This is a genomic window from Methylobacterium sp. J-030, from assembly GCF_022829545.1.
Taxonomy (GTDB): Bacteria; Pseudomonadota; Alphaproteobacteria; order Rhizobiales; family Beijerinckiaceae; genus Methylobacterium.
In genome coordinates this window covers 1-21,739 of sequence record NZ_JAKSYM010000363.1, presented here as the reverse complement: position 1 = coordinate 21,739, position 21,739 = coordinate 1, and the positions used below count along the sequence as shown (strand labels likewise).

The 21,739-nt window shown below is 71.8% G+C and carries 23 protein-coding genes; 7 read left to right on the top strand and 16 right to left on the bottom strand.

Features of this window, described 5'->3' with window-relative positions; all coding sequences use genetic code 11:
• Positions 1-39 precede the first annotated feature (39 nt).
• The 3 genes from MKK75_RS28610 (at position 40) to holA (ending at position 2,870) form a co-directional block, all read left to right on the top strand.
• Complete coding sequence (locus MKK75_RS28610; protein WP_244045872.1) at positions 40-996, top strand: AEC family transporter; 957 nt, start codon at positions 40-42, stop codon at positions 994-996.
• A gap of 290 nt (positions 997-1,286) precedes the next feature.
• Positions 1,287-1,832 carry an LPS assembly lipoprotein LptE gene (gene lptE, locus MKK75_RS28605; protein WP_244045871.1) on the top strand — a complete coding sequence of 182 codons (546 nt, stop codon included), beginning with the start codon at positions 1,287-1,289 and terminating at the stop codon, positions 1,830-1,832.
• Positions 1,833-1,838: 6 nt separating this feature from the next.
• The gene (gene holA, locus MKK75_RS28600) at positions 1,839-2,870 is read left to right on the top strand and encodes a DNA polymerase III subunit delta (protein ID WP_244045870.1); all 1,032 of its coding nucleotides are present in this window, start codon (positions 1,839-1,841) and stop codon (positions 2,868-2,870) included.
• A gap of 238 nt (positions 2,871-3,108) precedes the next feature.
• Here holA and MKK75_RS28595 read toward each other — a convergent pair whose 3' ends face one another.
• The 4 genes from MKK75_RS28595 to mnmG all read right to left on the bottom strand — a co-directional run bounded on the left by MKK75_RS28595 (position 3,109) and on the right by mnmG (position 7,673).
• Positions 3,109-4,002: a ParB/RepB/Spo0J family partition protein gene (locus MKK75_RS28595; protein WP_244045869.1), complete on the bottom strand. Its 894-nt coding sequence runs from the start codon at positions 4,000-4,002 to the stop codon at positions 3,109-3,111.
• Between the two features lie 59 nt (positions 4,003-4,061).
• Positions 4,062-4,919 (bottom strand): ParA family protein, encoded by an 858-nt coding sequence (locus MKK75_RS28590; RefSeq protein ID WP_279594203.1) that lies wholly within the window; start codon positions 4,917-4,919, stop codon positions 4,062-4,064.
• Positions 4,916-5,554, bottom strand: coding sequence for a 16S rRNA (guanine(527)-N(7))-methyltransferase RsmG (gene rsmG / locus MKK75_RS28585; protein WP_244045868.1), 639 nt, complete (start codon positions 5,552-5,554; stop codon positions 4,916-4,918). Before rsmG ends, MKK75_RS28590 begins: the two co-directional genes overlap by 4 nt.
• Positions 5,555-5,786: 232 nt before the next feature.
• Complete coding sequence (mnmG, locus tag MKK75_RS28580) at positions 5,787-7,673, bottom strand: tRNA uridine-5-carboxymethylaminomethyl(34) synthesis enzyme MnmG (RefSeq protein WP_244045867.1); 1,887 nt, start codon at positions 7,671-7,673, stop codon at positions 5,787-5,789.
• A gap of 382 nt (positions 7,674-8,055) precedes the next feature.
• Between mnmG and MKK75_RS28575 the strand changes: the two genes are divergently transcribed.
• Positions 8,056-8,205 carry a hypothetical protein gene (locus tag MKK75_RS28575; RefSeq protein ID WP_244045866.1) on the top strand — a complete coding sequence of 50 codons (150 nt, stop codon included), beginning with the start codon at positions 8,056-8,058 and terminating at the stop codon, positions 8,203-8,205.
• Between the two features lie 42 nt (positions 8,206-8,247).
• Here MKK75_RS28575 and MKK75_RS28570 read toward each other — a convergent pair whose 3' ends face one another.
• Together MKK75_RS28570 and MKK75_RS28565 are read right to left on the bottom strand one after the other, a co-directional pair.
• Entirely contained in the window at positions 8,248-8,469 is a 222-nt protein-coding gene (locus MKK75_RS28570; protein ID WP_244045865.1) for a heavy-metal-associated domain-containing protein, read from the bottom strand.
• A gap of 181 nt (positions 8,470-8,650) precedes the next feature.
• Positions 8,651-9,523 carry a MipA/OmpV family protein gene (locus MKK75_RS28565; RefSeq protein WP_244045864.1) on the bottom strand — a complete coding sequence of 291 codons (873 nt, stop codon included), beginning with the start codon at positions 9,521-9,523 and terminating at the stop codon, positions 8,651-8,653.
• Between the two features lie 285 nt (positions 9,524-9,808).
• Here MKK75_RS28565 and MKK75_RS28560 point away from each other — a divergent pair, with 285 nt between their 5' ends.
• On the top strand, positions 9,809-11,257 hold the full coding sequence (locus MKK75_RS28560; RefSeq protein WP_244045863.1) for an EAL domain-containing protein: 1,449 nt from the start codon (positions 9,809-9,811) through the stop codon (positions 11,255-11,257).
• A 180-nt stretch (positions 11,258-11,437) separates the two neighbouring features.
• On the opposite strand, the gene panC is transcribed toward MKK75_RS28560, so the two are convergent.
• From panC to bla, 4 genes are all read right to left on the bottom strand, one after another.
• The gene (panC, locus tag MKK75_RS28555) at positions 11,438-12,286 is read right to left on the bottom strand and encodes a pantoate--beta-alanine ligase (protein ID WP_244045862.1); all 849 of its coding nucleotides are present in this window, start codon (positions 12,284-12,286) and stop codon (positions 11,438-11,440) included.
• Between the two features lie 158 nt (positions 12,287-12,444).
• A complete protein-coding gene (locus MKK75_RS28550; RefSeq protein WP_244045861.1) occupies positions 12,445-12,801 on the bottom strand; it encodes a hypothetical protein in 357 nt (118 codons plus the stop codon).
• Between the two features lie 167 nt (positions 12,802-12,968).
• Entirely contained in the window at positions 12,969-13,457 is a 489-nt protein-coding gene (locus MKK75_RS28545; protein ID WP_244045860.1) for a YbaK/EbsC family protein, read from the bottom strand.
• A gap of 21 nt (positions 13,458-13,478) precedes the next feature.
• Complete coding sequence (gene bla, locus MKK75_RS28540) at positions 13,479-14,357, bottom strand: class A beta-lactamase (protein ID WP_244045859.1); 879 nt, start codon at positions 14,355-14,357, stop codon at positions 13,479-13,481.
• A gap of 141 nt (positions 14,358-14,498) precedes the next feature.
• On the opposite strand from bla, the gene mnmE reads away from it, so the two are divergent.
• The gene (mnmE, locus tag MKK75_RS28535; RefSeq protein WP_244045858.1) at positions 14,499-15,824 is read left to right on the top strand and encodes a tRNA uridine-5-carboxymethylaminomethyl(34) synthesis GTPase MnmE; all 1,326 of its coding nucleotides are present in this window, start codon (positions 14,499-14,501) and stop codon (positions 15,822-15,824) included.
• 12 nt (positions 15,825-15,836) lie between these two features.
• Here mnmE and MKK75_RS28530 read toward each other — a convergent pair whose 3' ends face one another.
• On the bottom strand, positions 15,837-16,316 hold the full coding sequence (locus tag MKK75_RS28530; RefSeq protein WP_244045857.1) for a hypothetical protein: 480 nt from the start codon (positions 16,314-16,316) through the stop codon (positions 15,837-15,839).
• 198 nt (positions 16,317-16,514) lie between these two features.
• Positions 16,515-18,137: an ABC-F family ATP-binding cassette domain-containing protein gene (locus MKK75_RS28525; RefSeq protein ID WP_244045856.1), complete on the bottom strand. Its 1,623-nt coding sequence runs from the start codon at positions 18,135-18,137 to the stop codon at positions 16,515-16,517.
• Between the two features lie 168 nt (positions 18,138-18,305).
• Between MKK75_RS28525 and MKK75_RS28520 the strand changes: the two genes are divergently transcribed.
• Positions 18,306-18,566: a hypothetical protein gene (locus MKK75_RS28520; RefSeq protein WP_244045855.1), complete on the top strand. Its 261-nt coding sequence runs from the start codon at positions 18,306-18,308 to the stop codon at positions 18,564-18,566.
• A 94-nt stretch (positions 18,567-18,660) separates the two neighbouring features.
• Here the strand turns inward: MKK75_RS28520 and MKK75_RS28515 are convergent, their stop codons facing one another.
• The 4 genes from MKK75_RS28515 to MKK75_RS28500 all read right to left on the bottom strand — a co-directional run bounded on the left by MKK75_RS28515 (position 18,661) and on the right by MKK75_RS28500 (position 21,394).
• Positions 18,661-19,059, bottom strand: coding sequence for a type II toxin-antitoxin system VapC family toxin (locus MKK75_RS28515; protein WP_244045854.1), 399 nt, complete (start codon positions 19,057-19,059; stop codon positions 18,661-18,663).
• Entirely contained in the window at positions 19,056-19,310 is a 255-nt protein-coding gene (locus MKK75_RS28510) for an AbrB/MazE/SpoVT family DNA-binding domain-containing protein (RefSeq protein ID WP_244045853.1), read from the bottom strand. Before MKK75_RS28510 ends, MKK75_RS28515 begins: the two co-directional genes overlap by 4 nt.
• A gap of 151 nt (positions 19,311-19,461) precedes the next feature.
• Complete coding sequence (locus tag MKK75_RS28505; protein WP_244045900.1) at positions 19,462-20,373, bottom strand: neutral zinc metallopeptidase; 912 nt, start codon at positions 20,371-20,373, stop codon at positions 19,462-19,464.
• Positions 20,374-20,515: 142 nt separating this feature from the next.
• The gene (locus MKK75_RS28500) at positions 20,516-21,394 is read right to left on the bottom strand and encodes a uracil-DNA glycosylase family protein (protein ID WP_244045852.1); all 879 of its coding nucleotides are present in this window, start codon (positions 21,392-21,394) and stop codon (positions 20,516-20,518) included.
• Positions 21,395-21,739 lie beyond the last annotated feature (345 nt).

Genomic DNA, 21,739 nt, shown 5'->3' with positions numbered 1-21,739 from the left:
TCCAAAGGCCGAAGGCTCATCCTCCGGTCCGGACCCGCCATGCTGTCGACCCTCCCGGTCGTGCTGCCGATCTTCGCGCTCGTCTTCGCCGGGTGGCTCGCCCGGCGGATCGGCGTGCTCGGCGCCGCCGCCACCACGGAGCTGAACCGCTTCGTGGTATTCCTCGCCCTGCCGGCGCTGCTGTTCGACGTCACCGCCCACGCAAACTGGGCCGCCCTGTGGAAGCCCGGCTTCGTCGGCGCCTTCGGGTTGAGCAGCCTCGCGGTCTTCGCCCTCACCGTCCTGATCCGGCGCGGGGCCGGGCGCCCCCTGGCGGATGCCGCCCTGGACGGGCTCAACGCGGGCTACGCCAATGTCGGCTTCATGGGTTTTCCCCTGGCGCTGGTCGCCCTCGGGCCGGAGGCGCTCGCCCCCACCACGGTGGCGGTGATCCTCACGGTCTGCGCGGTGTTCGCGGTGGCGATCGTGCTGATCGAGACCGGGCTCCGGCAGGCGGATCCGGCGGGTCGGCGCGTGCCGATCTGGCTCGCGGTCGGCCGCTCCCTGGTGCGCAACCCGCTGCTGGTCGCCCCGGCGCTCGGCGCCCTGGTGCCGAGCCTCGGCCTCGCCGTGCCGGCGCCCGTGGAGACGTTCCTGAAACTCCTCGGCGGCGCGGCCTCGCCCTGCGCTCTGGTGGCGCTCGGCCTGTTCCTGGCCCAGAGGCGCCGGAGCCGGGGCGGGCAGGGCACAGAAGGGCATAGGCGCGTCGCGGCCCTGCTGGTCGGGCTGAAGCTCGCCGCCCACCCGCTGCTCGCCTACGGGCTCGGCCGGTACGTGTTCGACCTGCCGCCGCTCCTGCTGCACACCGCCGTGCTGATGGCGGCGCTGCCCACCGGCACCGGGCCGTTCATGCTGGCGGAATTCTACCGGCGCGAGGCCGACCTCACCGCCACCGTGGTGCTGGTCTCGACCGTGCTGGCGGTCGCGACGGTCTCCGGCTACCTGGCGACCCTGTGAGCGCCTGCGCGACGGTAGCGGACGGCCCCCGTCCGGGTTTCGAAAGGGCGAGCCCTTTCGCGGGTCCAGGGCAGAGCCCTGGTGTCGGGCTTCGCCCGATCTCGGGGCTCCGCCCCCGAACCCCCGCCCAAGGGCTCGCCCTTGGGAAACCCGGGACCCGGGTGGTTCGGAAACCGAATGACCACGCTCTCGCCGCAGAGGAATCGTAACGCGGGCCGCGTAGCTTGATGGCGCGGGGCCCCCTGTCCGCGCTAGAACGATCCGGCGAAGCGGGGCGGAACGGCGGCGTGATGGCGGGTTCGGGCGTATCGGGTGCGGGGCGGATCACACGCCTCGCCTGCGTGGGCGGTCTTGCGCTGAGCCTGTCGGCTTGCTTCCGCCCCCTCTACGGGCCGACCGCCTCCGGCGTGCCGGTCCAGGCGCTGCTGGCCTCCGTGCAGGTCGACGACGTGGCGATGGCCCAGGGCCAGGAGCGGCTCGGCCACTACCTGCGCAGCGAGCTGGTGTTCGACCTCGACGGCTCGGGCCAGCCCGCGACCAAGACCTACCGGCTGAAGCTCTCGGGCTCCGAGATCGTGCAGACCCCGATCGTCTCCTCCACCACCGGCCGGGCCGAGGCCGGCACCCTGGTGGCCAACATCAAGTACAGCCTGGAGGACATGTCGGGCACCAAGGTCTACACCGAGGGCGTGGCGACCTCGACCGCGACCTACGACCGGTCCGTCCAGCGCTTCGCCAGCCAGCGGGCGGCGCGCGACGCCGAGATCCGGCTCGCCAGCGTGCTCTCCGACCAGATCAAGAGCCGGCTGGCCGCCGTGCTGTCGACCAAGCCGTAGGCCGACATGGTCGCCGTCAAGGCCGGTGAGATCGAGGGGCTGATCCGGCGCGGGCCCGACCCGCGAATCCCGGTGATCCTCGTCTACGGGCCCGACACCGGTCTGGTGACCGAGCGCGCCCGCAAGCTCGCCGAGGATTTCGTCCCCGACCCGGCCGATCCCTTCGCGCTGGTGCGGATCGACGGCGACGCGCTGGCGTCCGATCCGGGCCGCCTCTGCGACGAGGCCGGCACGATGGGCCTGTTCGGCGGCCGCCGGTCGATCTGGGTCCGGCCCGGAACCCGCAACTACGCGCCGGCCGTCGAGGCGGTGCTGGGGGCGCCGGTGGCCGACGCGCGCATCGTGGTGGAGGGGGGCGACCTCGCCAAGAACAACCCGCTGCGCACCCTCTGCGAGCGGTCGCCCAAGGCGCTGGCGATTCCCTGCTACGCCGACGACGAGCGCACGCTGGCCGACCTGATCGACCGGACCCTTCAGGAGCGCGGCCTGCGGATCGACCGGGCCGCCCGGGAGGTGCTCGCGCGGAGCCTCGGCGGCGACCGCCGGGCGAGCCTGATGGAGATCGAGAAGCTCGCCCTCTACGCCGCGGGGGAGGGCACCGTGACGCTCGATCACGTGGAAGCCATCACCAGCGACGTGGCGGCGAGCGTGCTCAACACCCTGATCGACGCGGCCTTCGACGGGCGCCGGGAGGCCGTGGAGCGCGACTACCGGCGGTTCCGGCACGAGGGCCTGGATCCGGGCGTGGTGCTGGGCTCGGCCCTGCGGCATGCCCTGACGCTGCTGACGACGCGCCTGGACAACCCCGATAAGACGCCCGCCCTGATGGTGGCGACGTGGCGGGGCCTGCATTTCAAGCGCAAGGCCAGCCTGGAGGGGCAGCTCGGCACCTGGGGACCCGCCACCCTGCGGCAGGCCGCGGTGGCTCTGCAGGCGGCCGTCCTGGCCTGCCGCCGGGCCGAGCCGGAACTGGCCCATGCGCTGGCCTCCGCGGCCCTGCTGCGGGTCGCCGAGGCGGGCGCTCGCCGGCGGCGGTAGGGACGTTTGGGGTGCCTTGCGGATACGTTTGAGCACCAGCCCTTTCCCGGGCGCATGCAGCGCCAGCGGAATGCGACCCGGGATCCAGCGCGAGAAGCCGCGAAGCGTCCATATTCGGTGCCGCTCCGCGACGCTTCGTATGCTGGGTCCCGGATCACCTTCCACTGCGTTCCAGGCGTCCGGGAAAAGGGCGCGCTCCCATGGGTAGGCAGGCCCCTCGAGAAACCCGAGCTCCCCGTCAGCCGTCCGAGACCTTGAACCGGTTGAGTAGCCCCTGCAGCTCGTCCTGGGTCTCGTAGCGGATCCGGATCTCCCCCGAAGCCTCGTCCTTCGGCCGGTAGGACACCTCGACGCCCAGCGCCCGCCGGATTCGCAGCTCAAGATCACGCACCGGCGCGGTGCGCTCGGCGGAGAGGCGCGGGCGGCCGGGGCGGGGGGTCTCGGACGGCTCGGCCTCGGCCGAGGCCAGGGCCTCCACCTGCCGCACCGACAGGCCCTCGGCCACGACCCGGCGGGCCAGGCCCTCCGGATCCTTCACCGACAGCAGAGCGCGGGCATGGCCGGCGGTCAGCTCGCCCGCGGAGAGGCGGTCCTGCACGGCCGGCGGCAGGTTCAGGAGGCGCAGGGTGTTGGCGAGGTGGCTGCGGCTCTTGCCCAGGATCTCGGCGAGATCGCGCTGCGTGTACGAGAAGTCCTGCATCAGGCGCTCGTAGCCCGAAGCTTCCTCGATCGGGTTCAGGTCGCTGCGCTGGACGTTCTCCAGGATGGCGAATTCCAGGGAGGCGCGGTCGTCGATCTCGACCACCACCACCGGCACCTCGTCGAGCCCAGCCCGCTGGGCCGCGCGCCAGCGCCGCTCGCCGGCCACGATCTCGAACGTCCCCGGCACGTCGCCGATCGGGCGGACCACGATCGGCTGGATCAGGCCGCGCTGGGTGATCGAGGTCGCGAGTTCGGCGAGTTCCACCTCACCGAAGCCGCGCCGCGGGTTGCGCGGGTTGGGCCGCAGGAACTCGATGGCGACCTTGCGCTGCCCCTCGACCTTCGCGGGCGCCGGCCCGGCATCGCCGAAATCGCCGATCAGCGCGGCGAGACCGCGCCCCAGCCGGGGTCTTGCCCCCTCCTCCGCCATGCTTGCCACCCGTCTCACGCTCCACACGCCCCCTTGTGTCGGGGGCTCGTCACTTATCGTCAGGCCGCCGCCGGGACCCGGCCCTCGCGCTGGATCACCTCCGAGGCGAGGCGCAGATAGGCCTGGCTGCCGGCGCATTTCAGATCGTAGAGCAGAGCGGGCTTGCCGTGCGAGGGGGCCTCCGAGATCCGCACGTTGCGCGGAATCACGGTCTCGTAGACCTTGTCGCCCATGAAGCCGCGCACATCCGCCACCACCTGGGCCGAGAGGTTGTTGCGCGGATCGTACATCGTCAGCACGATGCCCTGAATCGTCAATTTCGGGTTGAGGGCGCCGCGCACCTGCTCGACGGTCCGCAGCAATTGGCTCAAGCCCTCCAGGGCGAAGAACTCACATTGCAGCGGCACCAGCACGGCGTCGGCCGCCGCCAGGGCGTTGATGGTCAGGAGGTTGAGCGAGGGCGGGCAGTCGATGAGCACGTAGCTGATCCGGCTCAGGCTCGGCGCCTGGGTCAGGCTCCTCAGCGTGCCGCGCAGGCGGTGCGCCCGGTCGGGCAGGGTGGCGAGTTCCAGCTCCAGCCCGAGCAGATCCATGGTGGAGGGCGCGATCGACAGCCGCGGCACCGCCGTGGGGATCACCGCTTGGGCGAGCGAGGCCTCGCCGGCCATCACCTCGTAGGTCGAGACCCGGCGATTCGCCCGGTCGATCCCCAGGCCCGTGGAGGCGTTTCCCTGCGGATCGAGGTCGATCACCAGCACGTCCTCGCCGATCGCCGCCAGCGCGGTGCCGAGGTTGATCGCCGTCGTGGTCTTGCCGACCCCGCCCTTCTGGTTGGCCAGCGCCAGGACACGCACGGGGCGACGCACGGCAGACTCCATGGACCGGTCGGCGGGCTCGCCGAGGATGGCTTCGCTCATCGGTGACTCGGGGCGGCGAGGGCGGTGACGCGCACGATCCGGGCATCGGAATCGGTCCGGCTCGGCACGAGGTCGTTAACGACTGTCCACTGCGCGGCCGCCTGGGTCAATTCGGCTTGCGCATCCCGGCCCTTCGGAAACAGGCCGGTGGTGCCCGTTTTCAACAATGGCGCCGTCCAGGCGAGGAGTTGGGGCAGGGGCGCGAGGGCCCGGGCGCAGACGATCGCGGTTGTTCCGACGTATTCGCCGATCACCCCCTCGATCCGGGCGTTGCGCACCCGGGCCGGGGCGCCGGTGAGCCGGGCCGTCTCGGTGAGGAAGGCGCATTTGCGCGCGTTGCTCTCGACGAGATCCACCCGGATGCCGCGCTCCGCCCCCGCGATGGCGAGGATCAGCCCCGGGATGCCGGCGCCGGAGCCGAGATCCAGCCACGTCTTCGCCCCGGGGGCGAGGTCGAGGAGCTGGAGCGCGTCGTCGATGTGCCGGCTCCAGACCTCCGCCAGGGTGGCAGGGCCGACGAGGTTCTTGATCGGCTGCCAGCGTCGGAGCTGGGCCACGTAGAGGTCGAGGCGCTCGGCTGTTTCACGTGAAACATTCGCGTCCGCGAGGACGCGCGCACGATCGGGATCGGTCATAGATGGGTTGAGACCTTGGCCATGCCGACGGTCGTCCCGGGCCATCCCATCCTCGACCTCATCCTGAGGTGCGGCGAAGCCGCCTCGAAGGAGGGCTCCAGGGATCGCAGTGGCTTCTGGAGGGCTCCTTCGAGGCCTCCGCTTCGCTCCGGCACCTCAGGATGAGGTAGAGGGTGGGATGACGCGGGCCTAGTTCCGGGGCCGGCGGGTATCCCCATCCTGCTCAACCGCATCACCGGCCCACCGTGGCAACGCGCTCGCCCCGCCGGGCATGGGCGGCGAGCAGCGTCAGGGCTGCGGGGGTCACGCCTTCGATCCGGGCCGCCTGCCCCAGCGTGCCCGGCCGCACGGTCTCGAGCTTGGTGCGCATCTCGTTGGAGAGGCCGCTGATCGCCCCGTAATCCAGGCTCGTCGGCAGCCGCACCGCCTCGTCCCGGCGAAAGGCCGCGATGTCGGCGTTCTGCCGGTCGAGATAGACCGCGTAGGTGGCGTCGGTCTTGAGCCGGTCGGCGACCAACGGTGGCACGGCGGCGAGGTCCGGCCAGATCGCCGCCAGGTCCCGCCACGCGATCTCCGGATAGGCGAGCAGCTGGAAGGCCGTCCGCCGGATGCCGTCGCGGTTGAGGCTGATCCCGTGGGCGGCCGCCTCGCTCGGCGTCAACGTCAGGGTGTCGAGTCGGTCGCGGGCCGTATCGAGGGCGCGTTGAGAGGCGGCGAAATGGGCCGCGCGCGCCGGGCCGACGCAGCCCAGATCGATCCCCCGGGGCGTCAGCCGGGCGTCGGCGTTGTCGACCCGCAGGGACAGCCGGTACTCCGAGCGCGAGGTGAACATCCGGTAGGGTTCGCTGACCCCGTGGGTCACGAGGTCGTCGATCATGACGCCGAGATAGGATTCGGCCCGATCGAAGGTCGCGGTCTCACCCCCGCCCGCCCGGCGCGCGGCGTTCAGGCCCGCCACCAGCCCCTGGCCGGCCGCCTCCTCGTAGCCGGTGGTGCCGTTGATCTGGCCGGCCAGGAACAGGCCGGGACAGCTCTTCACCTGCAGCCCCGTGTCGAGTTCCCGGGGATCGACGTAATCGTACTCGATCGCGTAGCCCGGCCGCAGGATCTCGACCTGCTCCAGGCCCGGGATCAGCCGGACGAGGTCGTGCTGCACCGCCTCGGGTAGGGCGGTGGAGATGCCGTTCGGGTAGATGGTGGGATCATCGAGCCCTTCAGGCTCTAAAAAAATCTGGTGGCCCTCGCGGTCGCCGAAGCGCACCACCTTGTCCTCGATCGACGGGCAGTAGCGCGGCCCCCGGCTGGCGATGCCGCCGGAATACATCGGCGAGCGGTGCAGGTTGGCGCGGATCAGGTCGTGGACGGCCTGCGTGGTCCGGGTGATGCCGCAGCGGATCTGCGGGTTGGTGATCCGCGCGGTGAGCGTCGAGAACGGCACCGGCTCGGCATCGGCCTCCTGCATCTCCAGGCCGGCCCAGTCGATGGTCCGGCCGTCGAGGCGCGGCGGCGTGCCGGTCTTCAGGCGGCCGAGACGCAGGCCGAGGCGGTCGAGGGTCCGGGCCAGTCCGACGGCGGGCGCCTCGCCGACCCGGCCGGCGGGGATCTGGCGCGCGCCGATATGGATCAGGCCGCGCAGGAAGGTGCCGGTGGTCAGCACCACCGCGCCGCAGGCGAGGCTGCGCCCGTCCGCCAGGACGAGACCCCGGATGTGCCCCTCGGCATCTAGGATCAGATCCTCGCAGGCGCCCGCCACCACGGTCAGGCCCGGGGTTTCGGCGACGGCCGCCTGCATGGCGGCGGCGTAGAGCTTCCGGTCCGCCTGGGTCCGTGGTCCGCGGACGGCCGGACCCTTCCGGCGGTTGAGCAGGCGGAACTGGATGCCGGCCGCATCCGCGACCCGACCCATCAGCCCGTCCAGGGCATCGACCTCGCGCACGAGGTGCCCCTTGCCGAGCCCTCCGATGGCCGGGTTGCACGATAGGGTGCCGATCGTGGCCGGATCGTGCGTGACCAGAGCGGTGCGCGCCCCGCAACGCGCCGCGGCGGCGGCCGCCTCGACGCCGGCATGGCCGCCGCCGACGACCGCGACATCGAACCGGTCGGGGGAGGGGATGGGCATCGGGTCTCGAACAGGGTCTGAAGGCGTGTCGCCGGGCCGGCCGATGGGGCGGGCCAGGCAGGTCGCCGGAGGGTCTAAAGGGGGGCAGGCGCGGTGGTCAACGGTCCGTCCCGGCGCAGGTCGAGACCGATCCCCGTACCGGGCTCACCATGTCTGCATGCGAATACAGTATTTTGGACGTCGAGGATATGCGTCGGAAATGGACGTCGGCGCTTTGGATTTCGTTGATCAATCAAGACGTGATGAATCGGTCTTGCCAGAGGGTTTCGCGCGTGCAAACCTGTCCTGTCCCCGATTCCTGGCTGGGCGCCCGTGTCCGGCAGGCACCCGGGGGACTTCGCTTCGCAGCGTCGCCCGGCGACGCGCGGTGGGGGAGACGACGATGTCCTCGCTCACGATCGGCCTGGGAGCCGCCTGCTGTGCGGCCGGCGCGGCCGCCCATTTCCTCGACACCACCCATCGCAAGGAGGGTTTCTTCGGTCTCGCGGCCTTCGCCCTGCTGCTGACCGGGATGTACCTGACCCGCGCGTAGGCGAGCTGACTCGCCCCAGCCCGCCGCCTCAGCCCGGCCGCCTCAGCCCGTCATGGCGGTGGCCGTGTAGCCGGCCCTGGTGAGGGCGTCTGCGACCGCCAGAGCCTGCGCGTCGGTGCGGATCGCCACCCGTCCCGCCGGCCGGTCCACCTGGACCTCGGCCGCGGGGTCGAGGCGCTTCACCGTGCGGGTCACCGCGGCGGCGCAGCCGTCGCAGGTCATGCCTTCGACCCGCATCAGCAGATCGGCGCGCGTCGCGTCCATTCGAGCCTCCGTGAACCGTGTCGCCGACATGTCGGCGTTCGGGGCGGCCGGCGCAAGCGGCGGCGCATACCCAGGCACGGTGAGCCCGACCCATGGACGGGATCACCGTGCCCGGCGGGCGACGGCCGCCGCGCCTTCGCGCGGACGAACCGCGCTGGGGCAGGCCCGTCAAGGCTCGGTATCAGAACAGCGCCGGCATCCGGAACGCGTAGTCGATTCGCAGGCCGAACTGGTACTGGTTCGGATTGCCGAAGGGCCGGCGCACCAGCGGGCTGTCGCCGGAGGCGCCCAGGATGCGGGTGTAGCCGGCATAGGCCGTGTAGGCCCAGGTCTCGCTCTGCGTGTAGGTCACGCCGCCGAGCACGCCGGCCGAGTAGAAGCTCGCCGGGTCGTACGGGGTGACGCGGCCGTTGAGCGCCGCCTCGACCGGCGACACGCCGAAATACTTCTGCGCGTAGCTGGCATCGCCGATGTTGAAGCGCGGCCCGATCGAGAACAGGAATTTTTCCACCGGGATCAGGTAGTCGGCCGCCACGGAGCCGACCGTGCCGTGATGGCCGTAGACCCCCTGCCGGGCCTCCACGCGGGTGCGGATGAAGGAGACCGGGTAGAACTCCGCGAAGACCCCCGGCTCGACCGCGAAGCGCGCATCGCGAAAACCGAACAGGTGCCGCCGGTCGTCGCCGTAATAGCGCCCCGGCACGAACCGCGCGGTCGGGCCGATCCGGAAGGTCCCGTTGTCGAACAGCGCCAGGCTGAAGCCGTCGTCCGGCGTCGAGAAGCGGCGCGGCTCGCCCACCTTCCGGATGTCGATCGAGGGATAGAACACCGCCGTGTAGTCGCTGGCGCCGGGATAGCGCGGGATCGCCTGGATCGAGCCGCCCACCGTCACGATCCATGTGCTGGGATCGACCATGGTGAAGGCCGGCGCCTGCCGCGGAAGATCAGCGGTGAGATCGGCCGCCCGGGACGCGATCGTGCCGCAGACGGCAAGGAGCGCGCCGGCGCCGAGAACGGTGCGCAGGCGATGCTTACGCGGAGGTACGGAGCTCATGGCCACGCTTTATGGCGCCTTTTGCTGACCCGTGCATTTGCAAGGCGCACAACCCGTCCCGGAGCGTCGCGCAATTGGGCGGCCCGTGACGATTCCGCAACGTTCCAGCGGGCACGGGCGTCACACCGCACGGAATTAACAACCCCCCGCCCGGCGGTGCCGAATCGCGGCCTTGCCGTGCCGGCCCCTCCGGGCCATTGATCGGAGGATTCGATTCGCGTCCGGCGGGGCTTCGCCCGGGACCCTCCCGGCGACCGGCGCGCGATTCCGGCAGGTGTTCAGACGATGGTCCCGGTCCTCGGCCGGTACGCGGGGCTGTTGGCGGTCGCCCTGATCGGGCTCGTCGTGTTCGGGCCGCTCGCCGTGTTCCTGCCGCTCTGGAGCGCCCTGACGCTCGGCGCCGTGGCGGCGGCGGCGGCCGGCCTCGCCCTCGCCCGCATCCAGACCCTGACGGCACGCTGCGAGAAACTGTCGGGCGAGGTCGATCTCCTGTCCCGGCGCCTGCTGAAGGTCGAGACCGCCAAGCCGGGCCCCGAAGCCGGCGCAGCGGCGTTCCAGGCCCAGATCGAGGAGCTGACCGTCGAGTTCGGCCTGCTCTCGGGCATCGTGCGCGACCTCACCGCGGTGGTGAGCACGCAGGATGCCGAGATCGCGAGCCTCAAGGCCCGGCCCGAGCCGGCCCCGCCGCCGCCGGTCATGGCTGCGGCGCTCCCCGCCGCCGACCCGCCGCAGCCCGCGGCCGCAGCGCGGCAGCCGGCCGCCTTCGAGCCGCCGGCCTTCCAGGCTTCCGCCCTGGAGTCCCCTGCTTCCGCAAAGCCGGCCGCCGCCCCGCTCCCGCCGCGGCCGATCCCGCCCCGGCCGGTCCAGTCCCGGCCGATCCCGCCCCGGCCGGAGCGGGACCCGGCGCGCGAGGCCGACATCATCCGGGCCTTCGAGGAGGACGGGCTGGAGATCCACCTTCAGCCGGTGGTCAGCCTGCCCCAGCGCAAGGTCGTGGCCTACGAGGCGCTGGCGCGGCTCCGGATCGGCGGTCCGGATTCCGCGGCTCCGGCCGAGCCGGAGACGTTCCTGCCGGTGCTGGAGCGCGACGGTCGCACCACCGAGCTCGACCGCCGCATGCTGCAGCGGGCCGCCCTGGTGGTGCGGCACCTCGCCCGCCGCGGCAGCGACACTCTGCTGACCTACAGCCTGTCGCCGCTCTCGCTGTTCGAGCCCGGCCTTCTGCGCGAACTCGGCCGCACCGTGGCGGAGGATCCATCGCTCGCCGGGCTGGTGATCGCCCTGCCGCAGGCGAGCTGGCGCGGCCTCGATGCCGGCCAGCGCGGCCTGCTGACGCCTTTGCGCGGGCGGATCGGCTTCAGCCTCGACCGGCCGGACGACCTGCGCTTCGACGCGGTGGCGTTCGCGGCCCTCGGCATCGGGCAGGTCCGGGTGCCGGCCGCGATGCTGCTGCGGCCGCAGGCGGGAGGCAGCCTGTCGGATATCGCGGTCGAGGACACGGGCCCGGCCCTGGCGCGGGTCGGGATCCGCCTCGTCGCCACCGGCGTCAGCGACGAGGCCGACATCCCCGACCTGATCGACCTCGACGTGCCCTTCGCGCAGGGCGCGGCCTTCGCGGCGCCGCGCCCGGTGCGGGCCGAGGTGCTGACCGCGCCGCCCGACATTCCGGAGCCCCCCACCGAGCCGGGCCCCGAGCGCCGGCCGTTCCGCTCGGTCCTGCGCCGGGCGGTCTGAGCGCGGTCCGCATCGTACAGTCATGGCTTTCGAAAGGGCGAGCCCTTTCGCGGGTCCAGGGCAGAGCCCGACTCTCAGGGGCTCCGCCCCCGAACCCCGCCCAAGGGCCCGCCCTTTGGAAACCCGGAAGCACGATCGGCCCGCCGCCGTCGTGCACCCGGCAGGCCGGCGCGCGTCGGCTCAGACCGCGAGATTGTCGATCAGCCGCGTCCGCCCCAGGAAGGCGGCGGCGAGGACCCGGGCCGGCCCATCCACCCGCTCGACCGGCGCCAGGGTGCGGGCATCGCAGATCGTGAGATACTGGACCCGGAAGCCCGCCGCCTCCAGGGCGGCCCGTCCGGCGGCGATCCGCCCGGCGACGCCGGTGCCGTTGCGCGAGGCGAGGGCGATCTCGGCCAGCACCGCGTGCAGCTTCGGGGCGACGGCGCGCTCGTCCGGCGACAGGTAGCGGTTGCGCGACGACAGGGCGAGGCCGTCGGGCTCGCGCAGGGTCGGGACGCCGCGGATCTCGACCGGCATGTCGAGGTCGGCCACCGCCTGCTGGATCACCCGGAGCTGCTGGAAATCCTTCTCGCCGAACAGCGCGACGTCGGGCCGGACCTGATTGAGAAGCTTGGTCACCACCGTGGCGACCCCGGCGAAGTGGCCGGGCCGGAACGGGCCGCACAGCCCCTCGGACAACCCCGCGACCTCGATCCGGGTGGCGAAGCCCGGCGGGTACATGGTCTCGACCGTGGGCGTCCAGGCGGCGGCGGTGCCGCCCTCGCCCAGCAGCGCCAGATCGGCTCCGAGATCCCGTGGATAGCGCGAGAAATCCTCGGTGGGGCCGAACTGCGTCGGGTTCACGAAGATGCTCACCACCGCGCGGTCGCCGATCCGCCGGGCCTCCGCCACCAGGGCGAGGTGCCCCCGGTGTAGCGCCCCCATGGTCGGCACCAGGACGATCCGCTCGCCCGCCGCCCGCCAGGCGGCCGTGCACTGACGCAGCGCGGCCAGGTCGCTGAAGCGCAGGGGAACGGAATCGGGCACGGCACGGGCTCCGGAGGGGCGGGACCGCCCGTCTAAGCAGGTCTCGCAAGAGTGGCCGCCGGTTTTGCGACGAAGACCTGCGACCGCACAAGGACCCGAGCAGACTTGCCTGGGCCTGCCAACGCAAGTCTTCCGGGAGCATGCGGCCGGGGAGGGGATCAGGGGCAGTAGGGCAGCAGGGAGCGGCCGAACGGATCGTCGACGCCGAGCGGCGGCGTGAAGCCGTAATAGCTCGGATGGGCCAAGCCGTACTCGGAGCCGACATAGCTCGGATCGTCCGGCGCGTTGGTGGGCACGGGCGCCCGCCGCGGGGTGCAGCCGACCGGCACGGGGCGGGTCCGCAGGGCGTAGACCGGCGGGCGGTCGACGCCGTCGCTGCGCGGGAAGAAGCGGAGGCGGGCGCTGGGTTCCGGTCCGTAGGCCCCCCAGACGTCGAGGTCCGCGGCCGCGCCGGGGCCGGCGAGCAGCAGGGCGAATCCGAGCGCCGTCGTTCCCCTGCGCCCGATCATCCGCATGCCGCACCCGTCCAAGCCGCAGGCCGGCAGCGTGGCGAACCCAGGTAAATGGCTGGTTACCCGGGGGGCGAGCCGTGTGCGATCACCTCCCCGACGGACGGGGCCTTGTTGCAGCGTGACGGGTGATCCGATTCGACCGCCTCCTCCTCGGGGGCCGCACAGCAGCCTCACGTCAGCGGCACGACCAGCGCCTGCAGCACCGCGACGAGATCCCCCTCGCTCAGCCGGATCTGCAAGCCCCGGCCGCCGCCGTTGACGTGGATCTCAGCGCCCGGATCCCCCAGGGAGCCGGCGTCGATCGCGGTCGGGACGGGGCGCTTCTGGCCGAGCGGGCTGATGCCGCCGACATGGTAGCCGGTCAGCCGCTCGGCATCGGCGGGCTTGAGCATCGCGGCGGCCTTGCCCGAGAAGGCGGCCGCCACCCGCTTCATCGAGACCTCCCGGTCGGAGGCGACCAGCAGGCAGACCGTGCACCCATCGACCGCGGCCATCAGGGTCTTCAGCACGCGGCCGGGCGGCACGCCCAGCGCCTCCGCGGCCTGAAGGCCGATGCGCGGGGCATCGGGATCGTAGTCATAGGCGTGGAGGCTGTAGCGGAGGCCGGCCTTGTCGAGGGCCTGGGTCGCCCGGGTGCGTCTGGGGGCTGATCGGGCCATGGCGTCGGTGCAGGATTGGCCTCAGGCGGTAATCCGTGCGGCGAGGAGGCGGCCGATCTCGGCATGGGCCGATTCGATCGCCGCGGCGGGCATCGTGGAGCCGGTGATGTACACGGCCACGGTCACGGGCGCACGCCCCGGCGGTCGCAGGATCGCCACGTCGTTGATCGTGCCGTTGACGCCGGTGCCGGTCTTGTCGCCGACGGTCCAGTCCTCGGGCAGGCCGGCCCGGAGCCGCTTCAGGCCGGTCTGGCTTCCGACCAACCAGCCCTCCAGACGGTCGCGCGATCCCGCTGCCAGAACGGAGCCGCATAGGATCCGGCCGAGGGTCGCCTGCATCGCCTCCGGGGTGGTGGTGTCGCGCGGGTCGCCGGGGATCGCGCTGTTCAGGGTCGGCTCGTCGCGATCGAGCCGGGTCGTGGGATCGCCGATGCGCCGCAGCCAAGCGGTCAGGCCCTCGGGTCCGCCGAGGCGGGCGAGGAGCAGGTTGGCCGCCGTGTTGTCGCTCCATTCGATCGCGGCGGCGCAGAGATCCTTCACCGAGAGCCGCCCGGTACCGCCGGTCGCCTCCAGGGCCTTCCGGGTCACGGGCGCATAACTCAGAAGGTCGCTCGCGCCGTACATGACCGGTGCGTCGAGCCGCTCGGCGCCGGCATCGACCCGCGCCAGGACCGCCGCGGCGGCCAGGACCTTGAAGGTGCTGCAGAGCGGGAAGCGCTCGTCCGCCCGGTGGCGCAAGAGGGCTGGGTCCGCCGATCCGGCCGCCACACCGATCCGGCCGCCGATCCGCCGCTCGATCGCTGCGATGTCCGGTTCGGCCCCGGCCCCGGCGCGCCGCATCGGCAGGATCAGCGGGGCGGCGAGCAGGCTGCGGCAGAGCGTGCGGCGCGTCGGGTGCATCCTGACCTCCGTGGGGGGGCATCGGGGTTCGGCGCCGGCAGGATCGGCCAACAGCGGGATCGGGTATAGGGAGCCGGCCTGTTTCACGTGAAACACCCGCCCGCGGCCTGAAAAAGGCGAAGCTTGCGTGACGCTGCAGCCATGATTGACGCCGAAACCCTCTTCGCCCCCGCCAGCGGCTTCGGCCGGGCCGCCGTCGCGGTGATCCGCCTCAGCGGGCCGGGCGCCCGGGATGTCGTCACGGCCCTGGGCGGAGCCCTGCCGCCGCCCCGCCGGCTCTCCCTGCGGACGCTCCGGGACCCGGCCGACGGGAGCGAGCTCGACCGGGCGCTCGTCGCCTGGCTTCCGGGGCCGAACACCTATAGCGGCGAGGATATGGCGGAACTGCATCTCCACGGCGGGCCGGCGGTGCGAATGGGCGTGCTCACCGCCCTCGCCCGGATGCCGGGGTGCCGCGCGGCCGGGCCCGGTGCCTTCACGCGCCGGGCCGTGCTCAACGGCCGGATGGATCTGGCCGAGGCCGAGGCCGTCGCCGACCTGATCGACGCGGAGACGGAGGGCCAGCGCCGGCAGGCCCTGCGCCAGCTCGACGGTGCCCTCAGCCGCCAGGTCGCCGCCTGGCGCGCGGAGGCGATCGATTGCCTCGCCGCCGCGGAGGCGGCCCTGGATTTCGCCGACGAGGGCGATGTCGACGATGCGGGCCTCGACGCCGCGCTGTTCTGCCGGGCCGCCTCCCTGCGCGACCGGATCGCCCAAGTCCTGCGCGACGGGCGCCGGGGCGAGCGGCTGCGCGACGGGTTCACCGTGGTGCTGGCCGGCGCGCCCAATGCCGGAAAGTCGACCCTGCTGAATGCACTGAGCCGCCGGGATGTCGCCATCGTGTCGGATACGCCCGGCACCACGCGGGACGCGATCGAGGTGCGGCTCGATCTGGGCGGCCTGCCGGTTCTCCTGGTCGATACCGCGGGGCTTCGCGACACGGCCGAACCCGTGGAGGCCGAGGGCATCCGGCGCACCCGCGCGCGGATCGCAGGCGCCGATCTCGTCCTGGCCCTGGTGCCTCCGGAGGGCGGGGAACCCGACCTCGCCGGCACCGCCGTCCGCGTCCTCACGGTGCAGACCAAGGCCGATCTATTAGCCGGCTTTCAAGAGGCGCGATCGGACGGCCGCCTGGAAGTCTCGGTCAAGACCGGCCGGGGGCTCGATGCCCTCCTCGACGCCATTCAGGCGCAGGCCGAAGCCGGTCTGGGGCAGGGCGAGGCGCTGATCACCCGGGCACGCCATCGCGCTGCCCTCGAGGCCTGCGCCGCGCATCTCGACCGCCTGTGCGCCGGGGCCGGCGGGCCGCCGGAACTCTCCGCCGAAAACCTTCGCCTCGCCGTCCGGGCGCTGGGCGAAGTCGCCGGTCATGTCGGGGTCGACGACGTGCTCGATCGATTGTTTGCCGGCTTCTGTATCGGCAAGTAGGGGGCTTCGGACCTAGCTCGGGATCCGCAGGAGGCGCGGCCGCCAGATCCCGAGGGCGACGTTGGCGGCCGAGATCACCAGCAGCACCCACAGGGTCCCGCGCTCGCCGGGGAGCGAGACCGCCAGCGCCGCCGGATCGAGGTGGCCGGCCAGCGCCCGGGCGCTCAGCGCGGCCTCCTGCTTCATCGGACCCTGCACGTAGACCAGCCCACCCTCGAACATCAGGACGCCGGTGGCGAGCTTCAGCCACGCCCAGCCGGCATTGAGGTAGGCCCGGGTCACCGCCATGGCGAGCAGGCCCGACATTAGCGTCACGGCGAGCGCGGGCAGGAACACCCAGGTGGCGACAGCCCCCATCGCGCCGCGCATCGCCGCGTAGCCGGGCAGGGCGGTCGGGAGCGGGGTCAGCGCCAGCATGACCACCAGGGAGGCCAGCGCCCCGAGCAATCCGGCCGAGCCCATCGTGTGGAGGAACTTGAGAAGGCGTCGCACGGCGTCTCACGCAGGGCCGTTTCCGCTCAACCTAGCGCGGAGGCTCCCGGCGGGATAGCGGCGCGCCGGTCGCAGGGCGTCCGGCCCAAACCCTCACCGTCCGTGCGGACGCCGCGAAGCAATCCCGCCAGCGCCACGTCGACCAGCCTCCCGCTGCCCCGGGCCGCTTCGCGGCGCTCGCGATGACGGTGCGGCCCGTCAGCTCCGCAGGCCCGGCGCCTCCTGGCCGGTGCGGGCGACGTACTCGGTGTAGCCTCCGCCATACTGGTGGATGCCCTCCGGCGTCACCTCCAGAACCCGGTTCGAGAGCGCCGCCAGGAAATGCCGGTCGTGGGAGACGAACAGCATCGTGCCCTCGTAATTGGCGAGCGCCGCGATCAGCATCTCCTTGGTGCCCATGTCGAGGTGGTTGGTCGGCTCGTCGAGCACGAGGAAGTTCGGCGGGTCATAGAGCATCAGCGCCATGACCAGCCGGGCCTTCTCGCCGCCGGACAGCACCCGGCAGCGCTTCTCGACATCGTCGCCCGAGAAGCCGAAGCAGCCCGCGAGCGCCCGCAGCGAGCCCTGCCCGGCCTGCGGAAACGCGTCCTCCAGGGTCTCGAACACGGTGCGGTCGCCGTCGAGCAGGTCCATGGCGTGCTGGGCGAAGTAGCCGAGCTTGACGCTGCCGCCGACCGTGACCGAGCCGTCGTCGGGTTCGGTGGTGCCGGTCACGAGCTTCAGGAGCGTCGACTTGCCGGCGCCGTTGATGCCCATCACGCACCAGCGCTCCCGGCGCCGCACCGAGAAGTCGAGGCCCTCGTAGATCGTGCGGCTGCCGTAGCGCTTGTGCACCCGTTTGAGCATCACGACGTCGTCGCCCGAGCGCGGCGCCGGCTGGAACTCGAAGGCCACCGATTGCCGCCGCCGGGGCGGCTCCACGCGCTCGATCTTGTCGAGCTTCTTCACCCGGCTCTGCACCTGGGCGGCGTGGGAGGCCCGGGCCTTGAAGCGCTCGATGAAGGCGATCTCCTTCGCCAGCATCGCCTGCTGGCGCTCGAACTGCGCCTGCTGCTGCGCCTCGTTGAGCTTCCGCTGGCTCTCGTAGAAGGCGTAGTCGCCCGAGTAGGTGGTGAGCGCGCCGCCGTCGATCTCGATCACCTTGGTGACGATGCGGTTCATGAACTCGCGGTCGTGCGAGGTCATCAGCAGGGCGCCGTCATAGGCCTTGAGGAAGGATTCGAGCCAGATCAGGCTCTCCAGATCCAGGTGGTTGGACGGCTCGTCGAGCAGCATCACGTCCGGGCGCATCAGGAGGATACGGGCCAGCGCGACGCGCATCTTCCAGCCGCCCGAGAGGGCACCGACATCGCCCTCCATCATCTCCTGGCTGAAGCTCAGGCCGTCGAGCACCTCGCGGGCCCGGCCTTCGAGGGCGTAGCCGTCGAGCTCCTCGAACCGGGCCTGGACCTCGCCGTAGCGTTCGACCAGGGCGTCCATCTCGTCGGCGCGGTCCGGGTCGGCCAAGGCCGCGCCGAGATCGGCCAGTTCGGCCGCGACCGTGCTCACCGGGCCGGCGCCGTCCATCACCTCGGTGACGACGCTGCGGCCGGACATCTCGCCGACATCCTGGCTGAAATACCCGATCGTGATGCCCCGGTCGGCCGAGACCTGGCCCTCGTCGGGCTGCTCCTGGCCGATGATCATCCGGAACAGGGTGGTCTTGCCGGCCCCGTTCGGGCCGACCAGCCCGACCTTCTCGCCCCGTTGGAGCGCCGCCGAGGCCTCGATGAAGACGAGCTGCCGCCCGTTCTGCTTGGTGATCTTGTCCAGGCGTATCATGGGCGGGCGCTGTCCGGAGGTTTCCCGGGCGCTTACGGCATTGGCCGCGGCGGTGCAAAGGCAGGATGCCGCAGTGCGGGATAACGCTTGCGTTCGGCGCAGGCCTGGGCGCATCCCGGGACCTAAAGTGCAGGCTCGGCCGTTGCCCCCGGCAATATGAGGAACGCGATGCTGTTCGGTTGGTGGAAGACGGGTCTCGACATGGCCATGCTGGGCCTCGAGGCCCAGGGGGTGATCGTGCAGCGCATGGCGATGTTCGCCCTCGGCGGCCCGGCCGCCCAAGTCGAGGCGCAGCTGATGGTGACCGAGAAGATCATGGCCGCCGGGGAGACGGCCCTGATGCTCGCCGCAGGCGCCTCGAACGGCAAGGTAATCCGCAGCTACCGGCGGAAGGTCCAGGCCAACGCGCGGCGGTTGAGCCGGGGGTGACGGGGCCGGCCTCATGAATGGACGCGAGCCAGCTCGCAGGGACTGGCGTGGCCGGACAGGCCCCGTGTCGGACAGGCCCCAGCCGGATCCGCGCTCAGGATAGGAGCCGCGTGGCTTCCCCGTGCTGGGACAGCAGCGCGACAGCCTTCCGGTCGAAGGAAACGAACGTCTCGCCGCCGAGCCAGCGGCCCTCATGGGCGGTGACGCCGTCGGCGAAATCGCCTCCGGCATCGAGCAGCCTGAGCCCGGCCTCTACGGCGGGCCGGTTCAGGGAGACGTGTCCGGCATTGAGCAGCGCGCGGATCGCGGTTGCCACGTCGGCTGTCGCGAGCTTGGCCCCGCGCCGGAGGATCCAGACCAACGCGCACAGGCATCGCAGCGGCACCGCAATCAGGGTTGCGTCCTGAAGCAGCCTTCGCGCCACGCGCGCCTGCATGGGGTCGTCCGCCAAGATCGCGCGCACTAGGACATTGGTATCGGCGGCGATGTTCACGCGCCGGCCCAGCCCGCTTCGGTAATGGCGCTCATGGCCTCGATCGTCAGCGGCTTATCCAGCGTCACCTTTCCGTCGAGGGCGTGGAGGGAATCGTCGATGGTGCCGACCGGCCGGGCCGCCCGCACCCGCAACTCGCCACCGGGCAATTTCTCGACGTCGATCCGCTCTCCGGGTTTGACGCCGAGATGCTCCAGCAGATCCCGCCTGAGCGCGACCTGACCTTTCGCCGTCACCGCGAGGGATGCCATCGCGATCTCCAGAGCTTCGATGGTCGGACCAGACGGGAGTCTTCCAGTCCCGTCAATCCCGATGCCGAAGGTCGCGATCGGGATACCTCAGACCAACGCCCTGCGGACGAGGCAGCTCCGGTGGTCGGGCCCCTGAACCCGTCCCCGAGACTCAGTTCCCCGCCGTCCGGAACGTGTCGCACGCCTTGGTCTGGCCGCTCTTGTAGCCGGCTGAGAACCAGCGCTGGCGCTGGGCCGAGGAGCCGTGGGTGAAGGAATCCGGCACCACGTAGCCCTGCGAGCGCCGCTGCAGGGCGTCGTCGCCGATCTGGGCGGCGGCGTTCAGGGCCTCGTCGATGTCGCCCTGGTCGAGCTCGGCGTACTTGTCGTTGGAGTTCTTGGCCCAGACGCCCGCGAGGCAATCGGCCATCAGCTCGATCCGCACCGACAGGGCGTTCGCCTCGGTCTTGCTCGACGCCTGCTGCTGGCGCGCCTGGACCTTGCCAAGGATGCCGAGCACGTCCTGGACGTGGTGGCCGACCTCGTGGGCGATCACATAGGCGTAGGCGAAGTCACCCTTCACGCCGAACTTCGAGGCCATCTCCTTGAAGAAGCTCGTATCCAGATAGACCTTCTTGTCGAGCGGGCAGTAGAACGGGCCCATCGCGGCCTGGGCCGAGCCGCAGCCCGAACGGGTGCCGCCGGTGTAGAGCACCAGGGTCGTCGGGGTGTATTGCTTGCCGGTCTGCTGCGGCAGGATCTGGCTCCACACGTCCTCGGTGTTGCCCAGGATCTTCGACGCGAACCGGCCGCTCTCGTCGGTGGGCGCCTGCCGCCGCTTGGCTTGCGTCTGCGGGTCGGCGGGCTGCTCCTGCTGGCTGCGTCCGCCGCCGATCTGCTGGGCGCCGCCGATCAGGATCGCCGGGTTGATGCCCGTGAAGTAGCTGATGATCAGCAGCACCACGATCGTGCCGATCCCGAGGCCACCGGCGCCGCCGCCGGGGAAGCCCATGCCGCCGCCGCCGCCGCCCTCGCCCCGGCGATCCTCGACGTTGTCGGAGCTGCGTAGATCGTCCCAGCGCATGGTGGGTCCCGCCATCGATGCTGCGCCGGCCGCCGCGGGCGGGACGCGTGGAGGTATGCGTCGTCTTGTCCGGACGGCGGCGAACCGCCGGCGGGAACGAAGCTCTAATGGCGGGAGGGGAGAGCCGGTTCCGCTTCCGCGGTCAAGCTTTCCCGTCGAGGAGGGCGCGCAGGGACCGGAAGTCCCGCCATGCCAGGCGCTTCTGCGCGGGCTGGCGCAGCAGGAAGGCCGGGTGGAGCGTGGCGAGCAGCTTCACCTCGCGATTCGGCAGCTTGTAGGGGAACAGCCGGCCGCGGGTCCGCAGGATGCCGTCCTTGGAACCGGTCAGCGTCTGGGTCGCGGGGGCGCCGAGGCAGACGATGAGGTCGGGATCGACCAGCTCGATCTGCCGCTCCACGAAGGGCCGGCACACCGCCACCTCCTGGGGGGTCGGGTTGCGGTTGCCCGGCGGTCGCCAGGGCACGATGTTGCCGATATAGGCGCTCGTCCGGTCGAGCCCGATCGCCTTCATCATCTTGTCGAGAAGCTGGCCCGAGCGGCCCATGAACGGCTTGCCGATCCGGTCCTCGTCGGCGCCGGGCGCCTCGCCGAGAAACATCACCCGCGCCTCCGGATTGCCGTCGGCGAAGACGAGGTTTTTCGCCGTGAAGCGCAGCGGGCAGGCGTCGAAATCCGCGAGGATCCGCTCCAGCTCGTCGAGGCTTTTCGCCTGCCGAGCCCGGGCGCGGGCATCGCTGGCCGCCTCGTCGGGCTGGGCGCTGGCGGCGCGGCCGAAGGTCCGCGGCGCGGCGGCGGGCGGGGCCGAGCCGGGGGGCGGCACGAGCGTGTTGGCGACCGGGCTGGCCGGCTGCTCGACCGCTCGGGGTGCCGCGCGGCGCGCCGTGCGCAGGGTGGGGGCCGGCGTGTCGGCCTCGCCGAAGCGGTCGTGCGGGTGCTCGTCGAGCGCCGCGTCGGCACCAGCCTCCACGTGGAAGTCGAGATAGGCGATCAGGTCGGCTTGCGCGTCGGTCGGGCTCGGCATCGGAGACATCATCTGGGATTGCCGCGGCCTGTGGACAACGTTTGGAATTCCTGTGGGTGGCAAGGGTTTGCGTGACCGAACAGCGCGGTGTCGGCGACCCCGGATACGGATCCTCCCATCCACCACCTCATCCTGAGGTGCCGGAGCGCAGCGGAGGCCTCGAAGGAGCCCTCCAGCCAGCCGCGCGATCCCTGGAGGCCTCCTTCGAGGCGGCTTCGCCGCACCTCAGGATGAGGGGGTGGATGGGATCACCCCGTACCCCCTCCGGTGCGGCAAAGGGAACTTTGCCGTAAGCCTGGGCGTCGGCAACTTGCCTTTCTAGCTTGGAATCGCTTGAGACGGCAG

What these genes read in the sequence shown, in the direction of transcription:
- MKK75_RS28610 (WP_244045872.1), top strand. Translation starts at nt 40, where the DNA reads ATGCTGTCGACCCTCCCGGTCGTGCTGCCGATCTTCGCGCTCGTCTTC.
- lptE (WP_244045871.1), top strand. Translation starts at nt 1,287, where the DNA reads ATGGCGGGTTCGGGCGTATCGGGTGCGGGGCGGATCACACGCCTCGCC.
- holA (WP_244045870.1), top strand. Translation starts at nt 1,839, where the DNA reads ATGGTCGCCGTCAAGGCCGGTGAGATCGAGGGGCTGATCCGGCGCGGG.
- MKK75_RS28595 (WP_244045869.1), bottom strand. Translation starts at nt 4,002, where the DNA reads ATGGCGGAGGAGGGGGCAAGACCCCGGCTGGGGCGCGGTCTCGCCGCG.
- MKK75_RS28590 (WP_279594203.1), bottom strand. Translation starts at nt 4,919, where the DNA reads ATGAGCGAAGCCATCCTCGGCGAGCCCGCCGACCGGTCCATGGAGTCT.
- rsmG (WP_244045868.1), bottom strand. Translation starts at nt 5,554, where the DNA reads ATGACCGATCCCGATCGTGCGCGCGTCCTCGCGGACGCGAATGTTTCA.
- mnmG (WP_244045867.1), bottom strand. Translation starts at nt 7,673, where the DNA reads ATGCCCATCCCCTCCCCCGACCGGTTCGATGTCGCGGTCGTCGGCGGC.
- MKK75_RS28575 (WP_244045866.1), top strand. Translation starts at nt 8,056, where the DNA reads ATGTCCTCGCTCACGATCGGCCTGGGAGCCGCCTGCTGTGCGGCCGGC.
- MKK75_RS28570 (WP_244045865.1), bottom strand. Translation starts at nt 8,469, where the DNA reads ATGGACGCGACGCGCGCCGATCTGCTGATGCGGGTCGAAGGCATGACC.
- MKK75_RS28565 (WP_244045864.1), bottom strand. Translation starts at nt 9,523, where the DNA reads ATGAGCTCCGTACCTCCGCGTAAGCATCGCCTGCGCACCGTTCTCGGC.
- MKK75_RS28560 (WP_244045863.1), top strand. Translation starts at nt 9,809, where the DNA reads ATGGTCCCGGTCCTCGGCCGGTACGCGGGGCTGTTGGCGGTCGCCCTG.
- MKK75_RS28550 (WP_244045861.1), bottom strand. Translation starts at nt 12,801, where the DNA reads ATGCGGATGATCGGGCGCAGGGGAACGACGGCGCTCGGATTCGCCCTG.
- MKK75_RS28545 (WP_244045860.1), bottom strand. Translation starts at nt 13,457, where the DNA reads ATGGCCCGATCAGCCCCCAGACGCACCCGGGCGACCCAGGCCCTCGAC.
- bla (WP_244045859.1), bottom strand. Translation starts at nt 14,357, where the DNA reads ATGCACCCGACGCGCCGCACGCTCTGCCGCAGCCTGCTCGCCGCCCCG.
- mnmE (WP_244045858.1), top strand. Translation starts at nt 14,499, where the DNA reads ATGATTGACGCCGAAACCCTCTTCGCCCCCGCCAGCGGCTTCGGCCGG.
- MKK75_RS28525 (WP_244045856.1), bottom strand. Translation starts at nt 18,137, where the DNA reads ATGATACGCCTGGACAAGATCACCAAGCAGAACGGGCGGCAGCTCGTC.
- MKK75_RS28520 (WP_244045855.1), top strand. Translation starts at nt 18,306, where the DNA reads ATGCTGTTCGGTTGGTGGAAGACGGGTCTCGACATGGCCATGCTGGGC.
- MKK75_RS28510 (WP_244045853.1), bottom strand. Translation starts at nt 19,310, where the DNA reads ATGGCATCCCTCGCGGTGACGGCGAAAGGTCAGGTCGCGCTCAGGCGG.
- MKK75_RS28505 (WP_244045900.1), bottom strand. Translation starts at nt 20,373, where the DNA reads ATGCGCTGGGACGATCTACGCAGCTCCGACAACGTCGAGGATCGCCGG.
- MKK75_RS28500 (WP_244045852.1), bottom strand. Translation starts at nt 21,394, where the DNA reads ATGCCGAGCCCGACCGACGCGCAAGCCGACCTGATCGCCTATCTCGAC.